The sequence below is a fragment of the Pseudomonas sp. R1-15 genome (assembly GCF_051132085.1).
Taxonomy (GTDB): Bacteria; Pseudomonadota; Gammaproteobacteria; order Pseudomonadales; family Pseudomonadaceae; genus Aquipseudomonas.
Genome location: NZ_CP071660.1, coordinates 4,106,701 through 4,130,068, shown reverse-complemented (window position 1 = coordinate 4,130,068; position 23,368 = coordinate 4,106,701). Strand labels below are relative to the sequence as shown.

General features: G+C 61.3%; 25 protein-coding genes. 14 read left to right on the top strand and 11 right to left on the bottom strand.

The window, feature by feature from the left end; all coding sequences use genetic code 11:
* Positions 1-11 precede the first annotated feature (11 nt).
* Both J3P97_RS18620 and J3P97_RS18615 read right to left on the bottom strand, forming a co-directional pair.
* Entirely contained in the window at positions 12-2,516 is a 2,505-nt protein-coding gene (locus J3P97_RS18620; RefSeq protein ID WP_434672477.1) for an ABC transporter permease, read from the bottom strand.
* Positions 2,516-3,199: an ABC transporter ATP-binding protein gene (locus tag J3P97_RS18615; protein ID WP_305499741.1), complete on the bottom strand. Its 684-nt coding sequence runs from the start codon at positions 3,197-3,199 to the stop codon at positions 2,516-2,518. The genes J3P97_RS18620 and J3P97_RS18615 overlap by 1 nt, the downstream gene beginning before the upstream one ends.
* A gap of 10 nt (positions 3,200-3,209) precedes the next feature.
* On the opposite strand from J3P97_RS18615, the gene J3P97_RS18610 reads away from it, so the two are divergent.
* The 3 genes from J3P97_RS18610 to J3P97_RS18600 all read left to right on the top strand — a co-directional run bounded on the left by J3P97_RS18610 (position 3,210) and on the right by J3P97_RS18600 (position 5,370).
* Positions 3,210-3,815, top strand: a complete 606-nt coding sequence (locus J3P97_RS18610; RefSeq protein ID WP_434629432.1) for an arylesterase — start codon at positions 3,210-3,212, stop codon at positions 3,813-3,815.
* A 56-nt stretch (positions 3,816-3,871) separates the two neighbouring features.
* A complete protein-coding gene (locus J3P97_RS18605) occupies positions 3,872-4,165 on the top strand; it encodes a hypothetical protein (RefSeq protein ID WP_024776677.1) in 294 nt (97 codons plus the stop codon).
* A 233-nt stretch (positions 4,166-4,398) separates the two neighbouring features.
* Positions 4,399-5,370, top strand: coding sequence for a L,D-transpeptidase family protein (locus J3P97_RS18600; RefSeq protein ID WP_305499745.1), 972 nt, complete (start codon positions 4,399-4,401; stop codon positions 5,368-5,370).
* A 128-nt stretch (positions 5,371-5,498) separates the two neighbouring features.
* On the opposite strand, the gene oprI is transcribed toward J3P97_RS18600, so the two are convergent.
* Positions 5,499-5,750, bottom strand: coding sequence for an outer membrane lipoprotei OprI (oprI, locus tag J3P97_RS18595; protein ID WP_011335311.1), 252 nt, complete (start codon positions 5,748-5,750; stop codon positions 5,499-5,501).
* A gap of 636 nt (positions 5,751-6,386) precedes the next feature.
* Here oprI and J3P97_RS18590 point away from each other — a divergent pair.
* Positions 6,387-6,668, top strand: coding sequence for a GNAT family N-acetyltransferase (locus J3P97_RS18590; protein ID WP_186610534.1), 282 nt, complete (start codon positions 6,387-6,389; stop codon positions 6,666-6,668).
* Between the two features lie 82 nt (positions 6,669-6,750).
* Here J3P97_RS18590 and J3P97_RS18585 read toward each other — a convergent pair whose 3' ends face one another.
* The gene (locus tag J3P97_RS18585) at positions 6,751-7,827 is read right to left on the bottom strand and encodes a 3-deoxy-7-phosphoheptulonate synthase (RefSeq protein ID WP_305499748.1); all 1,077 of its coding nucleotides are present in this window, start codon (positions 7,825-7,827) and stop codon (positions 6,751-6,753) included.
* Positions 7,828-8,092: 265 nt separating this feature from the next.
* Between J3P97_RS18585 and J3P97_RS18580 the strand changes: the two genes are divergently transcribed.
* The 4 genes from J3P97_RS18580 (at position 8,093) to cysB (ending at position 11,627) form a co-directional block, all read left to right on the top strand.
* Complete coding sequence (locus J3P97_RS18580) at positions 8,093-9,046, top strand: putative 2-dehydropantoate 2-reductase (protein ID WP_434601404.1); 954 nt, start codon at positions 8,093-8,095, stop codon at positions 9,044-9,046.
* 20 nt (positions 9,047-9,066) lie between these two features.
* A complete protein-coding gene (locus J3P97_RS18575; protein ID WP_434572801.1) occupies positions 9,067-9,972 on the top strand; it encodes a 5'-nucleotidase in 906 nt (301 codons plus the stop codon).
* Between the two features lie 67 nt (positions 9,973-10,039).
* On the top strand, positions 10,040-10,540 hold the full coding sequence (locus J3P97_RS18570) for a universal stress protein (protein ID WP_305499752.1): 501 nt from the start codon (positions 10,040-10,042) through the stop codon (positions 10,538-10,540).
* A 112-nt stretch (positions 10,541-10,652) separates the two neighbouring features.
* Positions 10,653-11,627 carry an HTH-type transcriptional regulator CysB gene (cysB, locus tag J3P97_RS18565; protein WP_003183769.1) on the top strand — a complete coding sequence of 325 codons (975 nt, stop codon included), beginning with the start codon at positions 10,653-10,655 and terminating at the stop codon, positions 11,625-11,627.
* Positions 11,628-11,635: 8 nt separating this feature from the next.
* On the opposite strand, the gene J3P97_RS18560 is transcribed toward cysB, so the two are convergent.
* On the bottom strand, positions 11,636-12,118 hold the full coding sequence (locus J3P97_RS18560; protein ID WP_305499756.1) for a GreA/GreB family elongation factor: 483 nt from the start codon (positions 12,116-12,118) through the stop codon (positions 11,636-11,638).
* 2 nt (positions 12,119-12,120) lie between these two features.
* Entirely contained in the window at positions 12,121-12,513 is a 393-nt protein-coding gene (locus J3P97_RS18555; protein ID WP_434672476.1) for a hypothetical protein, read from the bottom strand.
* A gap of 123 nt (positions 12,514-12,636) precedes the next feature.
* Here J3P97_RS18555 and earP point away from each other — a divergent pair, with 123 nt between their 5' ends.
* Together earP and J3P97_RS18545 are read left to right on the top strand one after the other, a co-directional pair.
* On the top strand, positions 12,637-13,770 hold the full coding sequence (earP, locus tag J3P97_RS18550) for an elongation factor P maturation arginine rhamnosyltransferase EarP (RefSeq protein WP_434672475.1): 1,134 nt from the start codon (positions 12,637-12,639) through the stop codon (positions 13,768-13,770).
* Between the two features lie 48 nt (positions 13,771-13,818).
* Positions 13,819-14,388: an elongation factor P gene (locus J3P97_RS18545; RefSeq protein ID WP_003226785.1), complete on the top strand. Its 570-nt coding sequence runs from the start codon at positions 13,819-13,821 to the stop codon at positions 14,386-14,388.
* 89 nt (positions 14,389-14,477) lie between these two features.
* Here J3P97_RS18545 and J3P97_RS18540 read toward each other — a convergent pair whose 3' ends face one another.
* The 3 genes from J3P97_RS18540 to J3P97_RS18530 all read right to left on the bottom strand — a co-directional run bounded on the left by J3P97_RS18540 (position 14,478) and on the right by J3P97_RS18530 (position 17,340).
* Positions 14,478-15,491 (bottom strand): alpha/beta hydrolase, encoded by a 1,014-nt coding sequence (locus tag J3P97_RS18540; RefSeq protein WP_434672474.1) that lies wholly within the window; start codon positions 15,489-15,491, stop codon positions 14,478-14,480.
* Between the two features lie 35 nt (positions 15,492-15,526).
* Positions 15,527-15,946 carry an organic hydroperoxide resistance protein gene (locus J3P97_RS18535; RefSeq protein WP_305499765.1) on the bottom strand — a complete coding sequence of 140 codons (420 nt, stop codon included), beginning with the start codon at positions 15,944-15,946 and terminating at the stop codon, positions 15,527-15,529.
* 932 nt (positions 15,947-16,878) lie between these two features.
* On the bottom strand, positions 16,879-17,340 hold the full coding sequence (locus J3P97_RS18530) for a MarR family winged helix-turn-helix transcriptional regulator (protein WP_434572811.1): 462 nt from the start codon (positions 17,338-17,340) through the stop codon (positions 16,879-16,881).
* Between the two features lie 159 nt (positions 17,341-17,499).
* On the opposite strand from J3P97_RS18530, the gene J3P97_RS18525 reads away from it, so the two are divergent.
* Entirely contained in the window at positions 17,500-18,237 is a 738-nt protein-coding gene (locus J3P97_RS18525) for a sulfite exporter TauE/SafE family protein (RefSeq protein WP_434631224.1), read from the top strand.
* Here J3P97_RS18525 and J3P97_RS18520 read toward each other — a convergent pair.
* A complete protein-coding gene (locus tag J3P97_RS18520) occupies positions 18,227-19,081 on the bottom strand; it encodes a LysR substrate-binding domain-containing protein (protein ID WP_420764840.1) in 855 nt (284 codons plus the stop codon). The two genes, J3P97_RS18525 and J3P97_RS18520, sit on opposite strands and share 11 nt — an antisense overlap.
* Positions 19,082-19,178: 97 nt before the next feature.
* On the opposite strand from J3P97_RS18520, the gene J3P97_RS18515 reads away from it, so the two are divergent.
* A complete protein-coding gene (locus tag J3P97_RS18515; protein ID WP_305499769.1) occupies positions 19,179-19,400 on the top strand; it encodes a DUF1127 domain-containing protein in 222 nt (73 codons plus the stop codon).
* A 64-nt stretch (positions 19,401-19,464) separates the two neighbouring features.
* Complete coding sequence (locus J3P97_RS18510) at positions 19,465-20,694, top strand: winged helix-turn-helix domain-containing protein (protein ID WP_434672473.1); 1,230 nt, start codon at positions 19,465-19,467, stop codon at positions 20,692-20,694.
* A gap of 134 nt (positions 20,695-20,828) precedes the next feature.
* Here the strand turns inward: J3P97_RS18510 and J3P97_RS18505 are convergent, their stop codons facing one another.
* Positions 20,829-22,175, bottom strand: coding sequence for a class II 3-deoxy-7-phosphoheptulonate synthase (locus tag J3P97_RS18505; protein WP_434672472.1), 1,347 nt, complete (start codon positions 22,173-22,175; stop codon positions 20,829-20,831).
* Between the two features lie 141 nt (positions 22,176-22,316).
* Here J3P97_RS18505 and J3P97_RS18500 point away from each other — a divergent pair, with 141 nt between their 5' ends.
* Positions 22,317-23,072, top strand: a complete 756-nt coding sequence (locus J3P97_RS18500) for a spermidine synthase (RefSeq protein ID WP_305499774.1) — start codon at positions 22,317-22,319, stop codon at positions 23,070-23,072.
* Positions 23,073-23,368: the final 296 nt, after the last annotated feature.

The window sequence follows — 23,368 nt, the reverse complement described above, 5'->3', positions numbered from 1 at the left end:
CCCGAAGTCTATCAACCCTCGCGCAACACTGTCAGTGGGCTGGCGTTGAGCGCCCGGCGAGTGCCAAATACGCCCGCCGCACCGATCAGCAACGCGCCCACCAGCGGCAATACCAGCAGCCATGGATGCGGATGCCACGGCAAGTCGAAGGCATAACGGTAGAGCACCAGGCTGACCAGTTCCGAACCCAGCGCCGCGAGCAAACCGCTGACCGCACCCAACAGGCCGAATTCGATGCGCCGGGCCTTGGTCAACAGCAACCGCTCGGCGCCCAGGGCACGCAGCAGCGCGCCTTGACGGATCCTTTCGTCGAGGGTGGCCTGCAAGCCGGAGAACAGCACCGCCATCCCCGCCGCCAGCACAAACAGCAATACGTATTCCACGGCCAGGGTCACCTGGGCCAGGATGCTGCGCAGTTGTTCGAGCAACGCCTCGACTTGCAGGATCGTCACGGCCGGGAAGGCGCGCGACAGGTCGACGATCTGCTGGTCATGGCCGGGAGCCAGATAAAAACTGGTGAGGTAGGTCGCCGGCAGGTCCTTCAGCGTACCGGGCTGGAAAATCATGAAGAAGTTCGGCTGGAAATTGTCCCAGTTGATTTCCCGCAGGCTGGTGACCTTGGCTTCCCGGTTGAGGCCGCCGACGTTGAACACCAGGCGGTCGCCCAGTTTGATCTTGAGGTTCTCGGCCACCTTGCCTTCCACCGAAACCCCCGGAATATCGTCCGGTGGCTGTTGCGGCCACCAGTTCCCGGCCGTGACGACGTTGCCCGCCGGCAGCTCCGCCGCCCAGGTCAGGCTCAAGTCGCGTTGCAGCGCACGGTCACCGGCCGAATCCTTGGTGACGAACTCCTTGGCCGGCTCGCCGTTGATGCTGATCAGCCGTCCCGGTACCACGGGGTAGAGCGGGGCCGACTGCGCTGACAACGCCATCAGCTTGTCGGTGAAGGCCTGCTTGTCGTTGGGCAGGATGTTCAAGGCGAAATAGTTCGGGGCGTTTTTTGGCAACTGGTTTTGCCAGGTGTCCAGCAACTCGCCGCGCAGCAGCGCAATCAAGGCCATGGACAACAGGATCAGGCCAAACGCCAGGGCCTGGCCGGCTGCCGCCAAGGGATGGCGCAACAGCTGACCGAGTCCCAACCGCCAGGGCAGCGAGGCCCGGGCCAGCATCCGACGCAGGCTCTGCAGCACCAGCAACAGCAGTCCGCCGAGCACCAGTGCGGCAACCACCCCACCACCGAGCAGCGCGAAAGTCAGCACCAGGTCCAGGCTCAGGCGCCACATGATCAGCCCGAGCGCACCGAGGGCCGCACCGTAGACCACCCAGCTACTGGAGGGAATCGGCAACATGTCCCGACGCAGTACGCGCAACGGTGGGACCCGGCCCAGTGCAGCGAGCGGCGGCAAGGCAAAACCCGCCAGTGCCACCAGCCCGGTGCCGATCCCGGCGATCGCCGGCAACAGGCCACCCGGGGGGACGGTGGTGGGCAGCAAGTCATGCAGCAAGGCAAACAATCCCAACTGGGCCACCCAGCCCAGCAGCGCACCGCTGATGCTCGCCAACAGGCCCAGCACGGCCAGTTGCAGGCTGAACAGCACCATGGTTTCCCGGCGCGACAGGCCAAGGCAGCGCAGCAATGCACTGGCATCGAAGCGTCGAGTGGCGAAACGATTGGCGGAGAGGGCCACGGCAACGCCGGACAGTAGCACCGCCACCAGGCTGGCCATGTTCAGGTAGCGCTCGGCCTTGCCCAGGGCGCCGCCGATCTGGCGATTGCCGTCGCGAGCGTCCTGCAGGCGCTGGTTCGGCTCAAGACCTGGCTTGACCAGGTCGCGATAGGTTTGCAGCGCCGACGCCGGGCCGCGCCACAGGTCGCGATAGCTGACCCGGCTGCCGGGTTGCACCACGCCCGTGGCGTCCAGGTCCTTGAGGTTGATCATGACGCGCGGGGTCAGGCTATAGAAATTACCGGCGCGGTCCGGCTCATAGGTCAGCACGCGGCTGAGGCGAACGGTCTTGTTGCCGACATCGATGCTGTCACCGATCTTCAGGTCCAGCGCCGTCAGCAGCCGTGCTTCGACCCAGGCCTCCCCGGGGGCTGGTCGTCCACCGGTCTCTTCCGGGGCGAAGGGCGCCGGGGCGCTTTTCAGTTCCCCGCGCAAGGGATAGATGTCATCGGCTGCCTTGACGCTGGACAGCTGGATACCGTTGTCGGTGGCGACAACGCTGGAAAACTCCACCACCCGGGCATGTTCCAGGCCCAGTTCGGTGCCGCTGCGGATCTGCTCCGGGCGGGCAGGGGAGCTGCCCTCGAGCAGCAGGTCGGCGCCGAGAAATTCGGTCGCGCGCATCATCATCGCGCCATTGAGGCGGGCGCCGAAGTAACCGATGGCGGTGCTCGCCGCCACGGCCACCAGCAGGGCGAAGAACAGCACGCGCAACTCGCCGGCGCGGGCATCGCGCAGCAACTGGCGCAGGGCAAGGCTGAACAGGCGCAACAGGGGCAAGCGTGCCATCAAGGCTCCAGGGGCGCGACCATCAGGCCGGCTTCAAGTCGGATCAGGCGCCGGCAGCGATGGGCCAGGCGTTCGTCGTGGGTCACCAGCACCAGGGTGGTGCCGCGTTCCTTGTTCAGCTCGAACAGCAGATCGCTGATGCGTTCGCCGGTGTGGCTGTCGAGGTTGCCGGTCGGCTCATCGGCGAACAGCACGTCCGGCTCGGCGGCAAAGGCGCGGGCAATCGCGACGCGTTGTTGTTCGCCGCCCGAGAGCTGGCGTGGCGAGTGGGTCAGTCGTTGGCCGAGGCCGACCCGTTGCAGCAGTTGCGTGGCGCGCTCACGGGCATCCTTGCGGCCATCCAGTTCCAGCGGCAGCATGACGTTCTCCAGCGCGTTGAGGCTGTCGAGCAGTTGGAACGACTGGAAAACGAAACCGACGTGTTCGGCGCGAACCCGGGCGCGCTGGTCTTCGTCCAGTGCGCTGAGGGCTTGGCCTGCGAGGGTCACTTCACCGCTGCTGGGCAAGTCGAGGCCGGCCAGCAGCCCAAGGAGCGTGGATTTGCCGGAACCGGACGCGCCGACGATGGCCAGGCTGTCGCCCTTGTTCAGTTCCAGGCTGAGTTCGTGCAGGATGGTCAGTTCACCTTCCGCGCTGGGAACCACTTTGCTAAGGTCCTTCGCGGTGAGAATGCTTGAGCCCATGGAGAATCCGATGCGAGTGTGGTTTTTGAGTGCCGGCCTGGCCTTGATGTGCATGGTCCAGAACGCAGCGGCGGGTACAGTCCTGATCGTTGGCGATAGTATCAGCGCGGCTTTCGGCCTGGATACCCGCCAAGGTTGGGTGTCGTTGCTGGAACAACGGCTCAAGGCCGAGGGTTTCGACGACAAAGTGGTCAATGCATCGATCAGTGGCGACACCAGCGCAGGCGGCCTGGCGCGCCTGCCGACGCTGCTTGCAGCCCATAAGCCGGAGCTGGTGGTCCTGGAGTTGGGAGGCAACGATGGCCTGCGTGGACAGCCGCCAACACAATTGCAACAAAACCTTGCAGCGATGATCGACAGCTCCCGCGCCAGCGGTGCCAAGGTGCTTTTGCTGGGCATGCAATTGCCGCCGAACTATGGGCGACGCTACACCGAGGCTTTCTCGAAGGTCTACAGCACCTTGGCCGAGGAGAAAAACGTCCCGCTGGTGCCGTTTTTCCTCAAGGATGTCGGCGGCGTCCAGGGAATGATGCAGGGCGACGGATTGCACCCGTCCGTCGCGGCCCAGGGCAAGTTGCTGGAAAATGTCTGGCCGACGCTGAAACCGCTGCTTTGACGCTTTTCTACAGGCGGTCTTTCGGCTAATGTGGCGCCCCCGATTTGGAGCCCCCGATGCCGCGTCCCGCCTGGTCCCTGTTTGCCTACCAACTGATCGAGCCTGACGAACAGCTGGATCTGTTCGCCTGCCAGGAAGTGCGGGTGCATCTGGTGACCCGGCAGCTGGAGCTCGGCGGCTCGGCCGACCGGACCCTTTGCGGCAGTCTTTTGCCGGCGCAGCCACGCTGGTCGGCCGTCGACCGCAGGATTTTCCAGGACCATCGCCTCTGCTCCTTGTGCCGGGCGATCCTGGAATCGCAGAAGCGCGGTACCTCGCCGATCTGGCCGGAGCTGCGGTTCGAGTTGTGATCCCTGGATCCGACGCCCTTGTGGGAGCGAGCCTGCTCGCGAAGACGGCCGCACGTCGGGCATCCATGCAAGCTGATCCATCACATTCGCGAGCAGGCTCGCTCCCACGGGATTGCGCTCCCGTCCAGAATGCTACACATCGGACGCATCGGCGCCGCTCTCCCCGAAATAACGGGACGCAGTGTACAATCGCGTTTTCATACCCTCTGTTCGATCTGCGAAGGATTTCCCGGATGTTGCCGCGCTTGCCTGCCGTCGCCCGCTGCCTGTCTCTTGCCGCCCTGTGTATGGCGGGTCCCGTTGCTGCATTGGAGTTGCCTCTGCCGCCACCGGGTGAAGACATCATCGGCCAGGTGCAGGTCATCAAGGCCAAATACGAAGACACCTTCGCTGACCTGGGCACCACCTATGACCTGGGTTACACCGAGATGGTCGCCGCCAACCCGGGCGTTGATCCGTGGTTGCCGGGTGCTGGCACTGAAATCGTCTTGCCGACCCGTTTCATCCTGCCACCGGGCCCGCGCGAAGGCATCGTGATCAACCTCGCGGAATACCGCCTCTATTATTTCCCCAAGGGGCGGAACGTGGTCTACACCTTCCCGCTGGGAATCGGTCGCGAAGGTTGGGGCTCGCCCATCGCCCACACCAGCATCATCGCCAAGACGCCAAACCCGACGTGGACCCCGCCGGCCTCGATCAAGGCTGAACATGCCGCCGACGGCGATCCCTTGCCAAATGTGGTTCCGGCAGGCCCCGATAACCCGCTGGGCCCGTTCAAGTTCACGCTGGGAACGCCGGGTTACCTGATCCATGGCTCGAACAAGAAGTTCGGCATCGGCATGCGTACCAGCCACGGCTGCTTCCGGATGTTCAACAACAACGTGCTGGAGATGGCCGGCATGGTGCCGGTGGGGACTTCGGTCCGGATCATCAACGACCCGTACAAACTGGGCCTGAGTGGCGGCAAGGTTTACCTGGAAGCCCACACTCCGCTGGACGACAAGGGCAACCCGTCGGTGGTGGATAAACACACCGCGGTCATCAACGCGATGCTCAAGCGTGAGGACATCACCAGCAACTTGCGCATGAACTGGGATGTGGTGCGTGACGTGGTGGCCGCTGAAGACGGCCTGCCGATAGAGATCGCTGTTCCGAGTGCCTCGGCACCGATGGTATCGAGCGCGCCGATCGACCTGACGCAATAGGGCGACGCGCCAACCTGACCCGCCCACATCCGAGGATGTCGGCGGGTTTTTTATCGCCGGGGAAAACTCCGGGCAATAAAAAAGCCGACCCAGTAATGGGTCGGCTCGATAACAATCCCGAAGGACTATTACTTGCGGCTAGCTTTTTCCAGCATGCGCAGAGCACGCTCGTTAGCTTCGTCAGCAGTCTGTTGTGCTTTTTGAGCAGCAGCCAGAGCTTCATCAGCTTTGCGGTAGGCTTCGTCTGCACGAGCTTGGGCGCGAGCTGCTGCGTCTTCGGTGGCAGTCAGACGTGCTTCGGTTTCTTTCGATGCGCTGCTGCAACCGGTAGCCAGAACTGCGGCCAGGGCCAGAGCAGAGAATTTCAGAACGTTGTTCATCGTGTTCCCCTTCAAAGGACTTTCTATTTAGTGACTGTCTCCCCAGAGTGAGGAGTTAGCCGGCGTACATACTACTCATTACTTGTAGTAAGTAAACTGACGTAGCGCAAGAAGCAAAAAAATTGTAGGCGGTGATTCTTTTTCAAGCAACTTTTCCGAGCGGTGTTTGAAAAATATCCAGCGCCAAGCCCCGGAATGGAGCACGGCGATGAAGAAAAGTTCCGTTGACGCGACAACTCACAGGCCTGCGCTAAAGTCGCTGTTTATTGATTCCCTTAGAGTTTTGTTCATTTTTTGTGCAATCGTCCCGGCATCTTTTTATTGCCGGTGACGGTGACTTTAACAATCGGCGCTCGTCCAAGACTCAACAACTGGCGATGTTCACCTATTGCGCCTTGGGCGACTACCGCGCGACCGTGTCGCTCAATCGATAAACCCGTCGGGGTTTAACACCTCGGTGACAGGCGTGCCTTGAGCATTTGCGTCATTGGTGCCTACTATTCACGACGTGCTCGGGTTTGAGCGATTGGTTTTTTGCGCTCGGTGACCAGACAGGCACGGGGTGGCGTAGATGTTCCTTCGCCGGAAAAACATCGGTAAGGTAGGGGTCGGCATTCAGACCCGCGAGGAGTAGTGATGAGCGAGGCGGTTTCCATCCACCATGACCAGGCTGGTCATCAGTTCGAGACCATTGTGGACGGTCATCGTGCCTATCTGACCTACATGGACCTGGGCAAACAGACGCTGGACATCTATCGCACCTTCGTGCCTAACGCGCTGCGTGGCAGGGGGATTGCTGCGAAGTTGACCGAAGAGGCGTTGAAGTATGCTGAAGAAATGGGCTACACGGTAATCCCGTCCTGCTCCTATGTGGAGCGCTACATGGAGCGGCACCAGCGGCACGCGGCGAAGCTCTGACGCAATGATTCCTGATAAAAAAACGCCGGACTGAGAAGCCCGGCGTTTTTTTATGTGTTGAAGTTTGGGGGATAAAGCCCGATCAGCTGCGCTGACGCTTTGGCAGCACGTCCTTGAGTTTGGCGTGCATGCCGCGCAGGGTCTTTTCGGTGGCGCTCCAGTCGATGCAGGCATCGGTGATGGAGACGCCGTACTGCAAATCGGCGAGATCCTTCGGAATCGCCTGGCAGCCCCAGTTCAAATGGCTTTCGACCATCAGGCCGATGATCGACTGGTTGCCCTCGAGGATCTGGTTGGCGACGTTTTCCATCACCAGCGGCTGCAATGCCGGATCCTTGTTGGAGTTGGCGTGGCTGCAATCAACCATGATGTTCGGCTTGATGTTCGCCTTGTTCAGCGCCTGCTCGCACAGCGCGACGCTGACCGAGTCATAGTTCGGCTTGCCGTTGCCGCCACGCAGCACGACGTGGCCGTAGGCGTTGCCCTTGGTGGTGACGATCGAAACGCCGCCTTCCTGGTTGATGCCCAGGAAACGGTGAGGACTGGACACCGATTGCAAGGCGTTGATCGCCACGGTGAGGCCGCCGTCGGTGCCGTTCTTGAAGCCCACTGCCGATGACAGGCCGGAAGCCATTTCGCGGTGGGTCTGGGATTCGGTGGTGCGCGCGCCGATGGCCGACCAGCTGATCAGGTCCTGCAGGTATTGCGGGGAGATCGGGTCCAGGGCTTCGGTGGCGGTGGGCAAGCCCATTTCGGCCAGGTCCAGCAGCAACTGGCGACCGATGTGCAGGCCATCCTGGATCTTGAAGGAGTCGTCCAGGTAAGGGTCGTTGATCAGGCCTTTCCAGCCGACGGTGGTCCGGGGCTTTTCGAAATACACCCGCATCACCAGGTACAAGGTGTCGGAGACTTCCGCCGCGAGCACTTTCAGGCGCTCGGCATATTCATGGGCGGCCTTGATGTCATGGATCGAGCAGGGCCCGATGACCACGAACAGGCGATGGTCGGTGCCGTCGAGAATGTTGCGGATGACTTCCCGGCCCTTGGTCACGGTGCGCAGTGCAGCATCGCTCAGGGGGATATCGCGCTTGAGCTGGTCAGGCGTGATGAGGGTCTCGTTGGAGGCGACGTTAAGGTCATTGATCGGTAAATCAGCCATCGTGTTACTCGTCAGGTCACGGGTGCCGGCCGCCAGCGATCCCCGCGCGGCGGTGCACAGCGGATTTAAGCGCGGCGGGGAGCCGAACCTTAGCGCGTTAAGAGGTGGCTCGACAATGGGCAGGGGCGGGTTTACTCCCCTATTTTCCGGGTAACCGTGATCGAGTCGGCCCGCGAAGGAATAGGTAACCGGGTGTAAGGACGTTTGCATGCCTGGCCGCTCGCGCCGATAGTGTGCAGGGATTGTTCACCAGAGGAGTCGTGTGATGCAGGCAGGCGGTAAACCGAGGATCGGGGTGATCGGCACCGGCGCGATTGGCGGGTTCTATGGCGTGATGCTGGCTCGTGCCGGCTACGACGTTCACTTTCTGCTGCGCAGCGAATTTGCCGCCGTGGCCGAGGCTGGCCTGCGGGTCGACAGCGCGGTGCATGGCGCGCTGACGCTCCAGCCGGCCCAGGCCTATCGCTCGGCGGCCGACATGCCGCCTTGCGACTGGCTGCTGGTCGGTGCCAAGACCACCAGCAATGCCGACCTGGCCCCAGCCATCATCCAGGCCGCGGCCGACGGCGCGAAAGTCCTGTTGCTTCAGAATGGCCTCGATGTCGAAGAGGAACTGCGACCATTGTTACCCGATTCACTGCACCTGCTTGGCGGCTTGTGCCTGATCTGCGTCAATCGGCTCGGCCCGGGCGTCATTGCCCACCAGGCGCTCGGGGCAATCAACATCGGTTACCACAGCGGTGCTGGGACGGATCAGGCCGCACGCATGGCGATCGTCGAGGAGGGAGCGGGGCTGTTCCGGGCTGCGGGCCTGGATTCCCAGGCCATGCCAGACCTCGGGCAGGCACGCTGGCAGAAACTGGTGTGGAACGTGCCCTATAACGGCCTTTCGGTTCTGCTTGGCGCGAGCACCACGCCGTTGATGGCCGACGACCACAGTCGTGGACTGATCCAGGCGCTGATGGCTGAAGTGGTGCGTGGCGCACAAGCCTGCGGTCATGAGATCGCGCCAGGCTACGCGGAATATCTGTTCACGATGACCGGAAAAATGCCCGACTATTGGCCCAGCATGTACCACGACTATTCCCAACGGCGCCCGTTGGAGCTGGAGGCGATCTACGCTCGGCCACTGGCGAGGGCCAGGGCGGCGGGGTGCGAGTTGCCGAAAATCGAAGCCTTGTATCAGGCACTGGCGTTCATCGATCGACGCAACCGCTGATCGGACGAAACGGGGGAAGCATGGCAAACAATATCGATGACAGGCTGGTGCTGGCGATTTCGTCGCGAGCGCTGTTCGACCTGAGCGAAAGCCACAAGGTTTACCTGTCGGGGGGCGTCGAAGCCTATCGGCAATACCAGATCGAACATGAGGATGAAGTCCTTGAACCGGGGGATGCCTTCGCGCTCGTGCAGAAACTGCTCAACCTCAACGAGCACCTGGGCCGTGCCCGCGTCGAGGTCATCCTGGTTTCGCGTAACAGCGCCGACACCGGCCTGCGGGTATTCAACTCGATTCACCACTATGGACTGGCGATTTCCCGTGCCGCGTTTGTCGGCGGTCGCAGCCCATACCCGTACCTCAAGGCTTTCGGCTGTGACCTGTTCCTCTCCACTCACGCTGAAGATGTACGCAGTGCCCTGGATGCCGGATTTGCCGCGGCGACGATCCTTTCGGGCGGTGCCAGCCGCGCCGCCAGCGAAGAGCTGCGCATCGCCTTTGACGGCGACGCGGTGCTATTTTCCGACGAGTCTGAGCGCGTCTATCAGGCTGGTGGCCTGGAGGCGTTCCAGGCCAGCGAACGTCAGGCCGCGCGCGAGCCGCTGCGAGGAGGGCCGTTCAAGGGGTTCCTGGCGGCGCTCAATGCGCTTCAACGCGAATTCCCCGAGGACGCCTGCCCGATCCGGACCGCGCTGGTCACCGCCCGTTCGGCGCCGGCCCATGAGCGGGTCATCCGCACGTTGCGCGAATGGGACATCCGCCTGGACGAGTCGCTGTTTCTCGGCGGCCTGACCAAGTCCGCCTTCCTCGAAGCCTTTGCCGCCGACGTGTTTTTCGACGACCAGACCGGGCACTGCGAACTTGCCCGGGAAGTGGTCGCCACCGGGCATGTGCCCCACGGCATCAGTAACGAAGTGAAGCCCTGAGCGCCCGTTCCCCGGGGCGCTGCTAAGCTGAATCAATCTCCGCCATCCTGGCACTCGAGGAGGTCACATGATTCGTTCGATGCTGTATGCCACGGACCTGGGGCTGTACGCCCCGTATGTGATGCAGCATGCCTTGGCGTTGGCACGGACGTTTGAAGCCGAGTTGTATGTGGTGCATGCGGTAGAGCCGATGGGGCTGTTCGCCGAATCGGTGTTGCAGAGCTATCTCGACGAGCAGGCGTTGAACGAATTTCATCGCCAGGGTCTGAGTACGGTGATGGCTAACATCGAGCAGCGGGTCCTCGACAATTTTCGCGAAGAGTTGGGCGAGGGGCAGCAGGACCTGAAATTGATCAAGTCGGTTCGGGTGTTCCAGGGCGACCCCTCCCAGGTCATTCTTGAACAGGCTGCGAAACTCTCTGTCGATTTGCTGATCGTAGGCAGTCATTGCCAGGGGGCGAGCGGCGAGACGCCGTTGGGCAGGACCGCCGCGCGGGTATTGCAGTTATCCCGCGTGCCGGTCTACCTGGTGCCGCTGGTCCAGCGCAGGCGCCAGGGCGAAGCTTGAGGCTAAATGATGGCTTTTTATAAAAAGTTCTAGATTTATTGGTGCGACCATTCATATAGTTATATACACCGTCGCTGATGCCCGTGACGTCCAACTGCTTTGAGGGATACATATGAAGCTTCAACAACTGCGCTACATCTGGGAAGTGGCGCACCACGACCTCAACGTTTCCGCAACCGCTCAAAGCCTCTACACGTCGCAACCTGGCATCAGCAAGCAGATCCGCCTCCTGGAAGACGAGCTGGGCGTCGAAGTCTTCGCCCGCAGCGGCAAGCACCTGACTCGCGTCACTCCCGCCGGTGAACGCATCATCACCACCGCCGGCGAGATCCTGCGCAAGGTCGAAAGCATCAAGCAGATCGCCCAGGAATTCTCCAACGAGAAAAAAGGCACCCTGTCCATCGCGACCACCCACACCCAGGCGCGTTATGCCTTGCCGCCGGTTATCAGCAATTTCATCAAGCAATACCCTGACGTGGCGCTGCACATGCACCAGGGGTCGCCGATGCAGATCGCCGAAATGGCCGCTGACGGCACCGTCGATTTCGCCATTGCCACCGAGGCCCTGGAGCTGTTCGGGGACCTGGTGATGATGCCGTGCTATCGCTGGAACCGCTGCGTGGTCGTGCCTCAGGGGCACCCGCTGACCAAGCTGCCGAAGCTGACCCTCGAAGCGCTGGCCGAATACCCGATCGTGACTTATGTGTTCGGTTTCACCGGTCGTTCAAAACTCGACGAAGCTTTCAGCCATCGCGGCCTGACCCCGAAAGTGGTGTTCACCGCTGCCGACGCCGACGTGATCAAGACCTATGTGCGCCTCGGACTGGGCGTGGGCATCGTCGCGAAGATGGCGGTCGACACCAAGCTCGACAATGACCTGGTGGTTCTGGACGCCAGCGAGCTGTTCGAATCCAGCGTGACCAAGATCGGTTTCCGCCGCGGTACGTTCCTGCGCGGATTCATGTGCGATTTCATCGAGAAATTTGCCCCGCACCTGACTCGGGAAGTCATGGCCAAGGCCATCCAGTGCCACAACAAGCAGGAACTCGAAGAACTGTTCGACGGCGTCGAACTGCCGGTGCATTAAGCAGACCTCTAGATCGCCTCGGTGACAGCGAACTGTTGCCGGGCGCCTGCCACGACAATCTCCACTTCATCCCCTTCGAATTTGCCCAGCAGGCCCCGTCCCAGGGGCGAGCGAGGGGTGATGACGGTAATCGGCTGCCCCACTAGCGAGACCTTCAGCCCCGCCGCGTCGGGTCCCAGGAACAGCCACTGCTGGCGACCCTCCTCATCTTCCAGCCCGATCAATGTGCCGACCTGGATGCCGCGTTCTTCATCGTACGGTCTCAGCGCCAGGTTCTGGCAGAGCACCAGTGCCTGGCGGATTTCCTCCACGCGCCTGGCTTGCCCGGCGGCAAGGTATGAAGCCTCCAGGCCCAGGGTGTCGTATTTGTTTTCGGCGATATTTTCCTCGTGGGTCGCGGTTTCGTAGGCGGTCTGCGCGGCGCGTTCGGCGATATCGAGGTCAATCCTGAGCTTGTCGAGAATCAGTTGGTGGACGGTCTGTTTGTTCATGTTCATTCGCAGAATTGCAGGACATTGGCGCGGCTTTTCTCGCTGGGCGCGTTTTGGTCCTGTTGCAGCCAGAATTGACACTTGGGGTTGGACAGGTTGCGAGGGTTGCTGCGGGCCTGGTCGAGGGCCTGGCGTTGCTCGTTCTTCTGCAGGTTCTGTTGATACTGCTCGAACATTGGGGTTGGCGTTGGGGTCGGCTCCGGGGCTGGCAGTGCTGTCGGCGGCTGCGCCAATTGATGAACCGCGGCGGCCACCGGAGCCAGTTGCTCATCGAACAGGAACCTGGACAACAGCCATCCCGTCAGCACGATGGCAAGGAATCCCAGCCACAGGCCCAAGGCGATGCCCAGCGTCAGTTGCAACGTCGTGAGGCGGGGAGAGGAGTGGTCGGGCATGTCTGCTTCCTGGCGATGAACATGGAGGATGCGTTGATTGTCGCATGAAGATTAATCGCCGTCGGCCCTTCTGCTTCACGGCTTTAATGCGGGACAATCAGGCTTTGCCACAGGGAGTCGGGAATGACTGTGCGTTGGGATATTTTTTGCACCGTCGTCGATAACTATGGCGACATCGGCGTCACCTGGCGCCTGGCTCGGCAATTGGTCGCCGAGCATCAATGCGCGGTGCGGCTGTGGGTCGACGACCTGCGCGCCTTCGAGCGGTTATGTCCGTCTATCGATGTCACGCTGGCCGAGCAATGGCAGCAACGCGTACAAGTGCGTCACTGGCCCAAGGACTGGCAGCCCACCGAAGCTGCCGATGTAGTGATCGCCGCATTTGCCTGCCAGTTGCCCAGCGCCTACATGGACGCGATGGCCGAGCGTCCGGCGGCGCCTTTGTGGATGAACCTCGATTACCTGAGCGCCGAGGACTGGGTGATCGGTTGTCACGGTTTGCCGTCGGTGAAGTACAAACATGTGCAGAAATATTTCTTTTTTCCGGGCTTTCAGGAGGGCACCGGTGGCTTGCTGCGTGAGGCCGGCTTGTTGGAGCGCCGTCGAGAATTTCAGCAGGATGGCGAGGCACAAAGGGCTTTCCTGCAAGGATTGGGCGTCGAGCGCGAGTCCGGGGCGCGGCTGATTTCGCTGTTTGCCTATGAGAACGACGGTTTGGCCAGCTGGTTTGATGCGCTGGCGACGGATGCTCGTCCGTCGCATGTGCTGGTTCCGGAAAGCCGCATCCTCGCCGATGTGGAGCGTTGGGTTGGTATCGACGGCCTGAAAGCCGGTGCCGTGCATCTCCGTGGCGCCCTGACCGTGCAGGTGCTGCCTTTCGTGCGCCAGGATGAATACGACCAACTGTTGTGGTGCTGTGATTTCAACGCCGTGCGTGGCGAAGACTCCTTCGTGCGCGCGCAGTGGGCCGGCCGGCCGCTGCTCTGGCATATCTATCAACAGGAAGAAGACGTCCACCTGGAAAAACTCGAGGCGTTTCTCCGCTTGTATACCGAGGGGCTCCCGGAGGCTGCGGAAAAAGCGATCAGCGGTCTCTGGCGGGCCTGGAACGCCGGCCAAGGCGTGGCAGAGCACTGGAGCGCCGCCTGCGAGCAACACCAGGTGCTCGCCGAACATGCCCAGGCGTGGTGCCAGAAACAGGCCTCTCGAGCCGATCTTGCCACGGCGCTGGTGAAGTTTTATCGAAATTGGATATGATACGCGGCCTAGATTTTTGTAAATCCCATCCAAATTCGGATATTCGCAATGAAAACTGGTAAAGAACTCAAACCCGGTACCGTGATTCGTATCGACAACGATCCTTGGCTGGTTCAGAAAGCTGAATTCACCAAGTCGGGTCGTAACAGCGCGATCATGAAGACCAAGCTGAAAAACCTGCTGACCGGCTACAAGACCGAAACCGTCTACGGTGCGGACGACAAGCTGGACGACGTGATCCTGGACCGTAAAGAGGCGACCCTGTCTTTCATCAGCGGCGATACCTACACGTTCATGGACACCACTGACTACACCATGTACGAACTGAACGCCGAAGACATCGAAAGCGTCCTGCCATTCGTTGAAGAAGGCATGACCGACGTCTGCGAAGCCGTATTCTTCGAAGAGCGCCTGGTTTCCGTGGAGCTGCCGACCACTATCGTGCGTCAGGTTGACTACACCGAAGGCTCCGCTCGCGGTGACACTTCCGGCAAGGTGATGAAGCCTGCCAAATTGAAGAACGGCACCGAACTGTCGGTTGCTGACTTCATCGAAATCGGCGACATGATCGAGATCGATACCCGCGAAGGCGGTTCCTACAAAGGCCGCGCTAAATAAGCGAAGCTTTCTGTATGAAAGAAAAGCCCGACCATTGAGTCGGGCTTTTTATTTCCTTCATTTTCGATCCGGGCTCTGTGGCTCCACCATTACTTCAGATGTTGCTTGAGTTCCTCGGACGCCTGCAACATCGCCGAACGCACCGCCGGCACCTCGCTCACAACGTTAAGCAAGCCATAGTCGTGGATCATGCCGTTGTAGCGCACGGCTGTAACCGGTACACCCGCCGCATCCAGTTTGCGCGCGTAGGCTTCACCTTCGTCGCGCAGCACATCAGCCTCGGCGGTCTGCACCAGCGCCGGCGGCAGGCCCTTGAGTTGTGCGGTAGTTGCCCGCAATGGCGAGGCATAGATCTCGTTACGCTGCCCAGCGTCGGTGGTGTAGTTGTCCCAGAACCACTTCATCATGTTCTTGCTGAGGAAGTGTCCTTCGGCGAACTGGTTGTAGGACGCCGTCTCGAAGCTGGCGTCGGTCACCGGCCACAACAATGCCTGGAAGCGGATCGCCGGCGTACCCTTGTCCTTGGCCATCAGCGCGACGACCGCCGCCATGTTGCCGCCGACGCTGTTGCCCGCTACGGCCAGGCGCTTGCCATCGACATTGATCTGTTTGCCATTCTCGGCCACCCACTTTGTCGCGGCGTAGGCCTGGTTGATCGCTACCGGGTAATGCGCCTCGGGCGATGGTGTGTAGTTGACGAACACCGCAACGGCACCCGAACCCGCCACCAGATCCCGAACCAGTCGTTCATGGGTGGGGAAATCGCCCAGTACCCAGCCACCGCCGTGAAAGAACATGAACGCGGGCAACTCACCCTTGACCCCGGCCGGACGAACGATGGTCAGACTGATCGACTGGCCATCGACCTGGATGGTTTTCTCGCTGACGTCGGCCTTGGGCAGCGTCAACTTCACCCCCGCCTGGGCGCCGACCAGTACGGCACGGGCATCTTTTGGCGACAGCTGCTCCAGCGGTTTGCCGGTGCCGGCATTCAGTGCGTCAAGGAACGCCTGGGTGTTGTGCTCGACGATGCCGTCGGCGAAGGCGCTGCTGATGCTCAGGGCGAGAAGGGTACCGGTCAGGGCTTTGCTGAGGGTGTTCATGTGAATCTCCTTGAAGGTCGGTCCGGGGTAGGGGTTTAGACGGTTACGTGCAGGCGAACATCAACGTTGCCGCGGGTGGCGTTGGAGTACGGGCAAACCTGGTGAGCGGCTTCCACAAGGCTTTGGGCGTCGGCCTGGTCAAGACCTGGCAGGCTGATGTGCAGGTCGATGTCGAGACCGAAACCACCGGGGATCTGGCCGATGCCGACGTGAGCGGTGATCGAGGCGTCGTCCGGGATCTTGCGTTTGCTCTGGCTGGCGACAAATTTCAGCGCGCCGATGAAGCAGGCCGAGTAGCCGGCGGCGAACAGTTGCTCTGGGTTGGTCGCAGCACCGCCCGCACCGCCGAGTTCCTTGGGCGTAGCAAGTTTGACGTCGAGGATGTTGTCGCTGGAGATGGCACGACCGTCACGGCCGCCGGTGGAGGTTGCGATTGCGGTGTAGAGAGTTTTCATGGTGGACGCCTCGTTTTATGGTTGGTTTGTTGCGCTAAATGTTTGCGCGCTAAGTAGGTGTGAAGAGAATGTAATGCGCAAATATTTTGCGCGCAATATAAATTTTTGAGATGAGTCTGAACAAATCAACCCTGGATGGCTGAAAGCCTTGGTTTAGAGCGGTTTAGGGGGGCTTAATTTTTTTGATGTGCGACGTCTGGCAGTCCGGCCAACGCTATCGCGAGCAGGCTCGCTCCCAGAGGGGATTGGTGGTGGCCAAGGATTTTGTGACCAGTGAAGGTCAATGTGGGAGCGAGCTTGCTCGCGAAAGCGGTGGTTCAGTTGGCGGCGATGTTGGAAGTGCCGGCGCCTTCGCGAGCAAGCTCGCTCCCACAGGGGATTGGTGGTGGCCACGGATTTTTGTGACCAGTAAAGGTCAATGTGGGAGCGAGCCTGCTCGCGAAAGCGGTGGTTCAGTTGGCGGCGATGTTGGAAGTGCCGGCGTCTTCGCGAGCAGGCTCGCTCCCACAGGGGATTGGTGGTGGCCAAGGATTTTGTGACCAGTAAAGGTCAATGTGGGAGCGAGCTTGCTCGCGAAAGCGGTGGTTCAGTTGGCGGCGATGCTGGAGGTGCTGGCGCCTTCGCGAGCAGGCTCGCTCCCACAGGGGATTGGTGGTGGTCACGGATTTTGTGACCAGCGAAGGTCAATGTGGGAGCGAGCTTGCTCGCGAAAGCGGTGGTTCAGTTGGCGGCGATGTTGGAGGTGCCGGAGCCTTCGCGAGCAGGCTCGCTCCCACAGGGGATTGGTGGTGGTCACGGATTTTGTGACCAGCGAAGGTCAATGTGGGAGCGAGCTTGCTCGCGAAAGCGGTGGTTCAGTTGGCGGCGATGCTGGAGGTGCCGGCGCCTTCGCGAGCAAGCTCGCTCCCAGAGGGATTGCCTGCGTCAGAAAATCAAAGGCTGTCCTGCAAATGCCCGCGCAGTTCCTGCAGGTCATGTTGCAGTTTTTTCAGTTGCTCCAGCGTCTGGCCGCTGGCGGCGAGGATGCATTGGGGGATGTCGAGGGCCTTTTTCTGCAGGGCGCGGCCCTGTTCGGTCAGCTCGACAATGACCACGCGTTCATCTTCACGGCTGCGGGTGCGACTCAACAGGCCTTCGGCCTCCAGGCGCTTGAGCAGCGGGGTCAGGGAGCCAGGGTCGGTGAGCAGGCGGTTACTGATTTCGCCGACGGTCAGCCCGTCTTGTTCCCACAGCACCATCATCGCCAGGTACTGCGGATAGGTCAGGCCCAACGCCTGGAGCAGGGGCTTGTAGACCTTGGTCATCAACAGCGACGTGGAATGCAGGGCGAAGCAGACCTGGTTTTCCAGCAGCAGGGCTTCGCAAGGATCGGGGGTGTCGTGTTGGGTAGTCATGGCAAAACCTTTCATCAATGATCGTTACGAATCTAGCGGACAAGCCTTTAATGCACCAGATAATTCTGACGTATTGATCAGCCGTTACGTTTCCTGGTGACCACCAACTGGGTAGGATAGGCGCCCTGATTAAGGGGAGAGTCGTCTGTGATCGAGGTCATGCTGTATTTGCTGTTGGGCGCCGCGCTGGGCACTTTGGGGGGATTGTTCGGCATTGGTGGCGGGCTGATCGCGATTCCAGTGCTGGGTGTATGGTTCGGCCTGGATCAGCACCTCGCCCAAGGTACGGCATTGGTGATGGTCGTCCCCAACGTGATGCTGGCGCTGTGGCGTTATCACCAGCGTAATCGTATCGAAATGCGCCATGTCCTGCCGCTGGCATCCATGGGCTTCTGCTTCGCGTGGCTTGGCTCCATCTGGGCCGTGGGCATTGACGCGCAAAGCATGCGGATTGGTTTTGTGGTGTTCCTGGTGGTCCTGGCGGCCTACAACCTGATCCGCATGTTCGCCGCGACGGCGCCGGCTTCGGCGCGGATGCGCCACGGCTGGCCTTGGCTAGCCGTGCTGGGGGCTGCGTCGGGCACCATGGGCGGACTGTTTGGCGTAGGCGGGGCGGTTGTCGCCACGCCAATACTCACCAGCGTGTTCGGTACTTCCCAGGTCGTCGCTCAAGGGTTATCCCTGGCGCTGGCCTTGCCCAGCACCGGCGTGACCCTTGCCACGTATGCATTTCACCATGAGGTGAACTGGTGGATCGGGCTGCCCCTGGCTGTCGGTGGGCTGATGAGCATCAGTTGGGGGGTGAAGGTCGCCCACGCGATGCCGGAGCGATTGCTGCGCGGGCTGTTCTGCGGTTTCCTGGTGCTGTGCGCGGTGTTGCTCCTGCTTAAAGTTTGAAACCTTCGACGATGTGTTCGGCCAGGCACTCGGTGATCGGCGACGGATTGTGCAGGTTGCGGATCAACATGATGCTGGCCTCGGGCAGCTCCGGCAGGTTCTCGGCCTCGCCGAGAACGCGCATGTCCGGGGTCAGCAGGCTCTCCAGTTGCGCGGTGATCGCCAGACCCGCGCCGACCACCGCCATGATCGCCGACAGGCTTGAGCTGTTGTACGCCACGCGATAATCACGCCCCATGGCGTCCAGCGCATTGCACGCCCATTGCCTACAGAAACAATCACTGTTGAACATCGCCAGCGGCAGCGGCGTTTGTTCATGAGTGTTGAAGCAGGCCGCCTCGGCCCAGACAAAACGTTCCTTGCGCAGCAACTGACCGATCTCGTCGCCTGGTTTGCGAGTGACGATGGACAGGTCGAGATCCTGGCGCAGCAGCAGTTGCTTGGACGATTCGCAGTGCACTTCGATTTCGATCAGTGGATAGAACTGGGCGAAGCGCTGCAGGATTCCCGGCAAAAAGCGCATCACATAATCGTCCGGCGTGCCGATGCGGACCGTGCCGACCATGTGCGGTTCGCGCAGCGTGTTGAACACTTCGCTGTGCAGCTTGAGGATCCGCCGGGCATAACCCAGCAACACCTGGCCCTCGGCGGTGAGCTTGACCTGCCGCCCGTCGCGCTCGAACAGGCGGCGCTGCAAGACGTCCTCTTCCAGGCGCTTCATCTGCATGCTGACGGCCGATTGCGTACGGTTGACCAGCTCCCCGGCGCGAGTGAAGCCGCCCTGGTCGGCGATGGCGACGAAGGTCCGCAGCACTTCCGTATCGATGCTCGGGTAACTCGACAATTGATCAATCTCCGAGATGTATTGCATAAGAAACATTCGTTGGATTGATCTTATCCCTGGCGCGAGACTAGAGCCATCCCCAACGGAGGACATCACGATGAAAGGTCAAAAAGGTTATTTGCTGATTGATAAATTCTCATCCCACGGTTTTTCGCTCAGCGCGCTGTTGCACAAGTTTAGCCGCTGGTACGAATTGCACCACGAGCGTGAACTGCTCGCCTCGATGAGCGATGAGGCGCTCAAGGACATAGGTGTCAGCCGTGCCGATGTTGAAAAGGAAGTGGTTCGGCCATTCTGGGATGACCCGATGCACAAATGAGCCATCCTTCCCTACACAAACCGCTTAATGGTGAGGTAGGTTGCGAGCAGACAAGGAGATCTCCATGCCCGCGACTGTGTCCTTTACCCTCAAACAGGCCCGACGCCTGGCGTTGGCCGCCCAGGGATTCGATGGGCGGCCATCGCCAGCTTCGGTGCAACCCGCGCGCCTCAACCGTCTGATCGAGCGCCTCGGCGTCGTGCAGATCGATTCAGTCAATGCGCTGGTGCGCTCGCATTACCTCCCGTTGTTCTCCCGCCTTGGTCACTACAATCGCGACTTGCTCGATCAGGCAGCCTGGAGCCAGGGGCGCCGCCGCACGTTGTTTGAATATTGGGGGCATGAAGCTTCGTTGCTGCCGGTTACGATGTATCCGCTGATGCGTTGGCGCATGGCGCGGGCGGCCCGTGGCGAAGGCATTTACCAGCAGTTGGCGCGGTTTGGTCGTGAGCAGCAGGACGTGATTCATCGGGTCCTTCAGGCGGTTCAGGAGCAGGGCGCGCTTGGCGCCGGCAGCTTGTCCACACGTCAAGAGAAGGCCGGTCCCTGGTGGGACTGGAGCGCCGAGAAACATGCGCTGGAATGGCTGTTCGCCGCGGGCAAAGTCACCGTAGCCGGGCGGCGTGGGTTCGAGCGGCTCTATGATCTGCCTGAGCGGGTGCTGCCCGAGTCGGTCCTGCGCCAACCGCAGCCGGACGAAGCCCAGGCCCAACGCGCGTTGCTCCTGCATGCGGCGCAGGCCTTGGGCGTCGGCACCGAGAAGGACCTGCGTGATTACTTCCGCCTGGATCCGGCCGACACCCGCGCTCGACTGGCCGAGTTGGAGGAGGCGGGTGAGTTGTTGCGATGTCAGGTGCAGGGCTGGAAGCAGCCGGCCTGGTGCCAACCCACCGTGAAAATCCCCCGCAGGGTCGCTGCCAGTGCCTTGCTGTCGCCGTTCGACTCGCTGGTCTGGGAGCGCAGCCGCACCGAGCGCTTGTTCGACTTCCGCTATCGGCTGGAAATCTACACGCCAGTGCACAAGCGCGTGTATGGCTATTACGTCTTGCCGTTTTTGCACAATGAGCGGATTGCGGCGCGGGTCGATCTTCGTGCGGAGCGGGCCTTGGGGCGGCTGGCCGTGCATGCCGTGCATGAAGAAGAGCCGGGGCTTGACGAGGAGGGCATGCAGGCGCTGGCGATGAATCTGCGGCGCATGGCTGACTGGTTGGGACTGGAGCGGGTGCAGCTCAATTGCCAGCGGGAGGGTGGGGTGCGGTTGGCGGTGGCGTTGGCGCGGGTTGATGGTGGCTGAATTGGCCTCTTCGCGAGCAGGCTCGCTCCCACAAGGTATTTATGGTGACCACGGCTTTTGTGTCCGCAGCCAATCACCTGTGGGAGCGAGCCTGCTCGCGAAGCGATTGAGCAGGCGAAGAAGCCCCTACTGAATCACCGCCGAACCTGCTTCAACGTCTCGGCAATCAAGAACGCCAGTTCCAGCGACTGATCGGCATTCATCCGCGGGTCGCAGTGCGTGTGGTAACGATCCGACAACCCATCTTCGGTGATCGGTCGGGCGCCGCCGATGCATTCGGTGACGTTCTGCCCGGTCATCTCGATATGAATCCCGCCGGCGTAGGTGCCTTCGGCTTCATGCACCTGGAAGAACTGCTTCACCTCGCCAAGAATCTGCGCAAAATCGCGGGTCTTGTAGCCGCTGCTGGCCTTGATGGTATTGCCGTGCATCGGGTCGGAACTCCACAGCACCTGCTTGCCTTCACGCTGCACGGCGCGCAACAGTTGCGGCAGGTGATCAGCGACCTTGTTGGCGCCCATCCGCGCGATCAGGTTCAGTCGACCGGGGTCGTTATCCGGGTTGAGCACGTCGATCAGGCGGATCAGGTCGTCAGGGTTCATGCTCGGGCCGACCTTGACCCCGATAGGGTTGTTCACCCCCCGCAGGAACTCCACATGCGCTCCGTCCAGCTGGCGGGTACGATCGCCGATCCACAGCATGTGGGCCGAGCAGTCGTAATAATCGTTGGTCAGGCTGTCACGGCGTACGAAGGCTTCTTCATAGTTGAGCAACAACGCTTCGTGGGCGGTGAAAAAACTGGTTTCGCGCAGTTGCGGCGAGCTGTCCATGCCGCAGGCGCGCATGAATGCCAGGGTTTCGTCGATGCGGTCGGCCAGGTGGCTGTACTTTTCCGCCAGGGCCGAGTTGGCGATGAAGTCCAGGTTCCACTTGTGCACCTGGTGCAGATCGGCGAACCCGCCCTGGGCGAACGCCCGCAGCAGGTTGAGGGTCGCGGTGGACTGATGATAGGACTGCAAAAGCCGCTCCGGATCCGGCACGCGACTTTTCTCGTCGAAGCCGATGCCGTTGACGATGTCGCCCCGGTAGGCCGGTAGTGTCACGCCATTGATCGTCTCATCGTTGGCCGAGCGCGGTTTGGCGAACTGCCCCGCCATGCGCCCGACCTTGACCACCGGGCAACCGGCGGCGAAGGTCATGACAATCGCCATTTGCAGCAGCACCTTGAAGGTGTCGCGGATCTTGGCGGCGGAAAATTCCGCAAAGCTCTCGGCGCAATCGCCGCCCTGCAGCAGGAATGCCCGACCCTGGGTGACTTCGGCAAACTGACGACGCAATTCCCGGGCTTCACCGGCAAACACCAACGGCGGATAACTGGCCAGGGTCTGCTCCACCTGCAGCAGATGCGCCGCGTCGGGGTAGCGGGGTTGTTGCTGGATCGGCAGGGCGCGCCAGCTGTCAGGGCTCCAGGGTTGGCTCATCATGATCTCTAGGTGGTTTACGCTCGGGTGCTCATGTTATCAGCAAATTAGTGCGTGACCTGTTCCGCTCGCTTCGCCGATAATCGCGCCTTTGCCCCGTTTGCGCGGGCTTGAGCCAGCACGGCAACATCAGGAGAGGAAATGACAGAGGAGCGCGTCGAGCATTTGCTCGCCGAGGTGCACGACGAGTTCGGCATGATCCGCGTACTCGAAGTGGCCGATTACCGGTTTCTCGAATTTGGCGATGCGATCGAGCAGAGCTGCGTGTTCACGGCTGATCCGAGCTGGCTCGAATATGACTACACCCGCGCCATGCTCATCGGTGCGTTGTGCCACGAGCAACCGGAGAGCGCGCTGTTCCTCGGGCTGGGGGCCGGTACGCTGACCCAGGCCTGTCTCAAGTTCCTGCCGCTGGAAGATGTCGAGGCCATCGAACTGCGCCCCGACGTGCCGCGCCTGGCCATCGAATACCTCGGGCTGGACGATGATCCGCGCCTGTACATCCGCGTCGGTGATGCCTTGGAGCTGCTTGAAACGGCTGAGCCGGCGGACCTGATTTTCGTCGACCTCTATACCGATGTTGGTCCCGGCGTCGGTCACCTGGCCTGGGGATTTCTGGAAAACTGCCAGAAGCGCCTCAATCCCGGCGGCTGGCTGGTGATCAACCAGTGGGCCACCGACGATGGCAAGCCGCTAGGCGCGGCGCTCTTGCGCGGCTTGTATCACCGGCACTACTGGGAGTTGCCGGTGAAGGAGGGCAACGTCATCCTGATCGTGCCGGCGGACCTGGACCAGGCACTGGACATGCAAGGTCTGGTGGCCCGTGCCGAAGGGCTCGCGCCGCGGCTGGGTTATTCGTTGCAATCGTTGATCAAGGCGATCCGCCCGGCGACTTGATCAGGATCTGCAAGAGTTCTTTGGATGGGTTCCCCCCGTGGCGAGGGAGCTTGCTCCCGCTGGGCCGCGAAGCGGCCCCTTCGATTCCAGATATCAACCCAGGCGCCTGCTTCGCAGCCGAGCGGGAGCAAGCTCCCTCGCCACAGGGAGCTCATCACAGGGGCTTAGCCATCCAAAGGTGAACCGTTTTAGCTAACGCCCTCAACGCCTGCTGGACAGCGCGCCACCACACCCTTCGTCGATAAAAAAATCTCCCTTTTTCAACGAATTCCGGTATAGTGCGCGCCGGCCTTTAG

Excerpts from the sequence above, each read along its gene's own strand:
- cysB (WP_003183769.1), top strand. The coding sequence starts at position 10,653 with ATGAAGCTTCAACAACTGCGCTACATCTGGGAAGTGGCGCACCACGAC.
- J3P97_RS18540 (WP_434672474.1), bottom strand. The coding sequence starts at position 15,491 with ATGAACACCCTCAGCAAAGCCCTGACCGGTACCCTTCTCGCCCTGAGC.
- J3P97_RS18615 (WP_305499741.1), bottom strand. The coding sequence starts at position 3,199 with ATGGGCTCAAGCATTCTCACCGCGAAGGACCTTAGCAAAGTGGTTCCC.
- J3P97_RS18555 (WP_434672476.1), bottom strand. The coding sequence starts at position 12,513 with ATGCCCGACCACTCCTCTCCCCGCCTCACGACGTTGCAACTGACGCTG.
- J3P97_RS18600 (WP_305499745.1), top strand. The coding sequence starts at position 4,399 with ATGTTGCCGCGCTTGCCTGCCGTCGCCCGCTGCCTGTCTCTTGCCGCC.
- J3P97_RS18585 (WP_305499748.1), bottom strand. The coding sequence starts at position 7,827 with ATGGCTGATTTACCGATCAATGACCTTAACGTCGCCTCCAACGAGACC.
- J3P97_RS18575 (WP_434572801.1), top strand. The coding sequence starts at position 9,067 with ATGGCAAACAATATCGATGACAGGCTGGTGCTGGCGATTTCGTCGCGA.
- J3P97_RS18525 (WP_434631224.1), top strand. The coding sequence starts at position 17,500 with ATGCTGTATTTGCTGTTGGGCGCCGCGCTGGGCACTTTGGGGGGATTG.
- oprI (WP_011335311.1), bottom strand. The coding sequence starts at position 5,750 with ATGAACAACGTTCTGAAATTCTCTGCTCTGGCCCTGGCCGCAGTTCTG.
- J3P97_RS18620 (WP_434672477.1), bottom strand. The coding sequence starts at position 2,516 with ATGGCACGCTTGCCCCTGTTGCGCCTGTTCAGCCTTGCCCTGCGCCAG.
- J3P97_RS18535 (WP_305499765.1), bottom strand. The coding sequence starts at position 15,946 with ATGAAAACTCTCTACACCGCAATCGCAACCTCCACCGGCGGCCGTGAC.
- J3P97_RS18510 (WP_434672473.1), top strand. The coding sequence starts at position 19,465 with ATGCCCGCGACTGTGTCCTTTACCCTCAAACAGGCCCGACGCCTGGCG.
- J3P97_RS18500 (WP_305499774.1), top strand. The coding sequence starts at position 22,317 with ATGACAGAGGAGCGCGTCGAGCATTTGCTCGCCGAGGTGCACGACGAG.
- J3P97_RS18530 (WP_434572811.1), bottom strand. The coding sequence starts at position 17,340 with ATGACTACCCAACACGACACCCCCGATCCTTGCGAAGCCCTGCTGCTG.
- J3P97_RS18560 (WP_305499756.1), bottom strand. The coding sequence starts at position 12,118 with ATGAACAAACAGACCGTCCACCAACTGATTCTCGACAAGCTCAGGATT.
- J3P97_RS18605 (WP_024776677.1), top strand. The coding sequence starts at position 3,872 with ATGCCGCGTCCCGCCTGGTCCCTGTTTGCCTACCAACTGATCGAGCCT.
- J3P97_RS18610 (WP_434629432.1), top strand. The coding sequence starts at position 3,210 with ATGCGAGTGTGGTTTTTGAGTGCCGGCCTGGCCTTGATGTGCATGGTC.
- J3P97_RS18545 (WP_003226785.1), top strand. The coding sequence starts at position 13,819 with ATGAAAACTGGTAAAGAACTCAAACCCGGTACCGTGATTCGTATCGAC.
- J3P97_RS18590 (WP_186610534.1), top strand. The coding sequence starts at position 6,387 with ATGAGCGAGGCGGTTTCCATCCACCATGACCAGGCTGGTCATCAGTTC.
- earP (WP_434672475.1), top strand. The coding sequence starts at position 12,637 with ATGACTGTGCGTTGGGATATTTTTTGCACCGTCGTCGATAACTATGGC.
- J3P97_RS18515 (WP_305499769.1), top strand. The coding sequence starts at position 19,179 with ATGAAAGGTCAAAAAGGTTATTTGCTGATTGATAAATTCTCATCCCAC.
- J3P97_RS18580 (WP_434601404.1), top strand. The coding sequence starts at position 8,093 with ATGCAGGCAGGCGGTAAACCGAGGATCGGGGTGATCGGCACCGGCGCG.
- J3P97_RS18505 (WP_434672472.1), bottom strand. The coding sequence starts at position 22,175 with ATGAGCCAACCCTGGAGCCCTGACAGCTGGCGCGCCCTGCCGATCCAG.
- J3P97_RS18570 (WP_305499752.1), top strand. The coding sequence starts at position 10,040 with ATGATTCGTTCGATGCTGTATGCCACGGACCTGGGGCTGTACGCCCCG.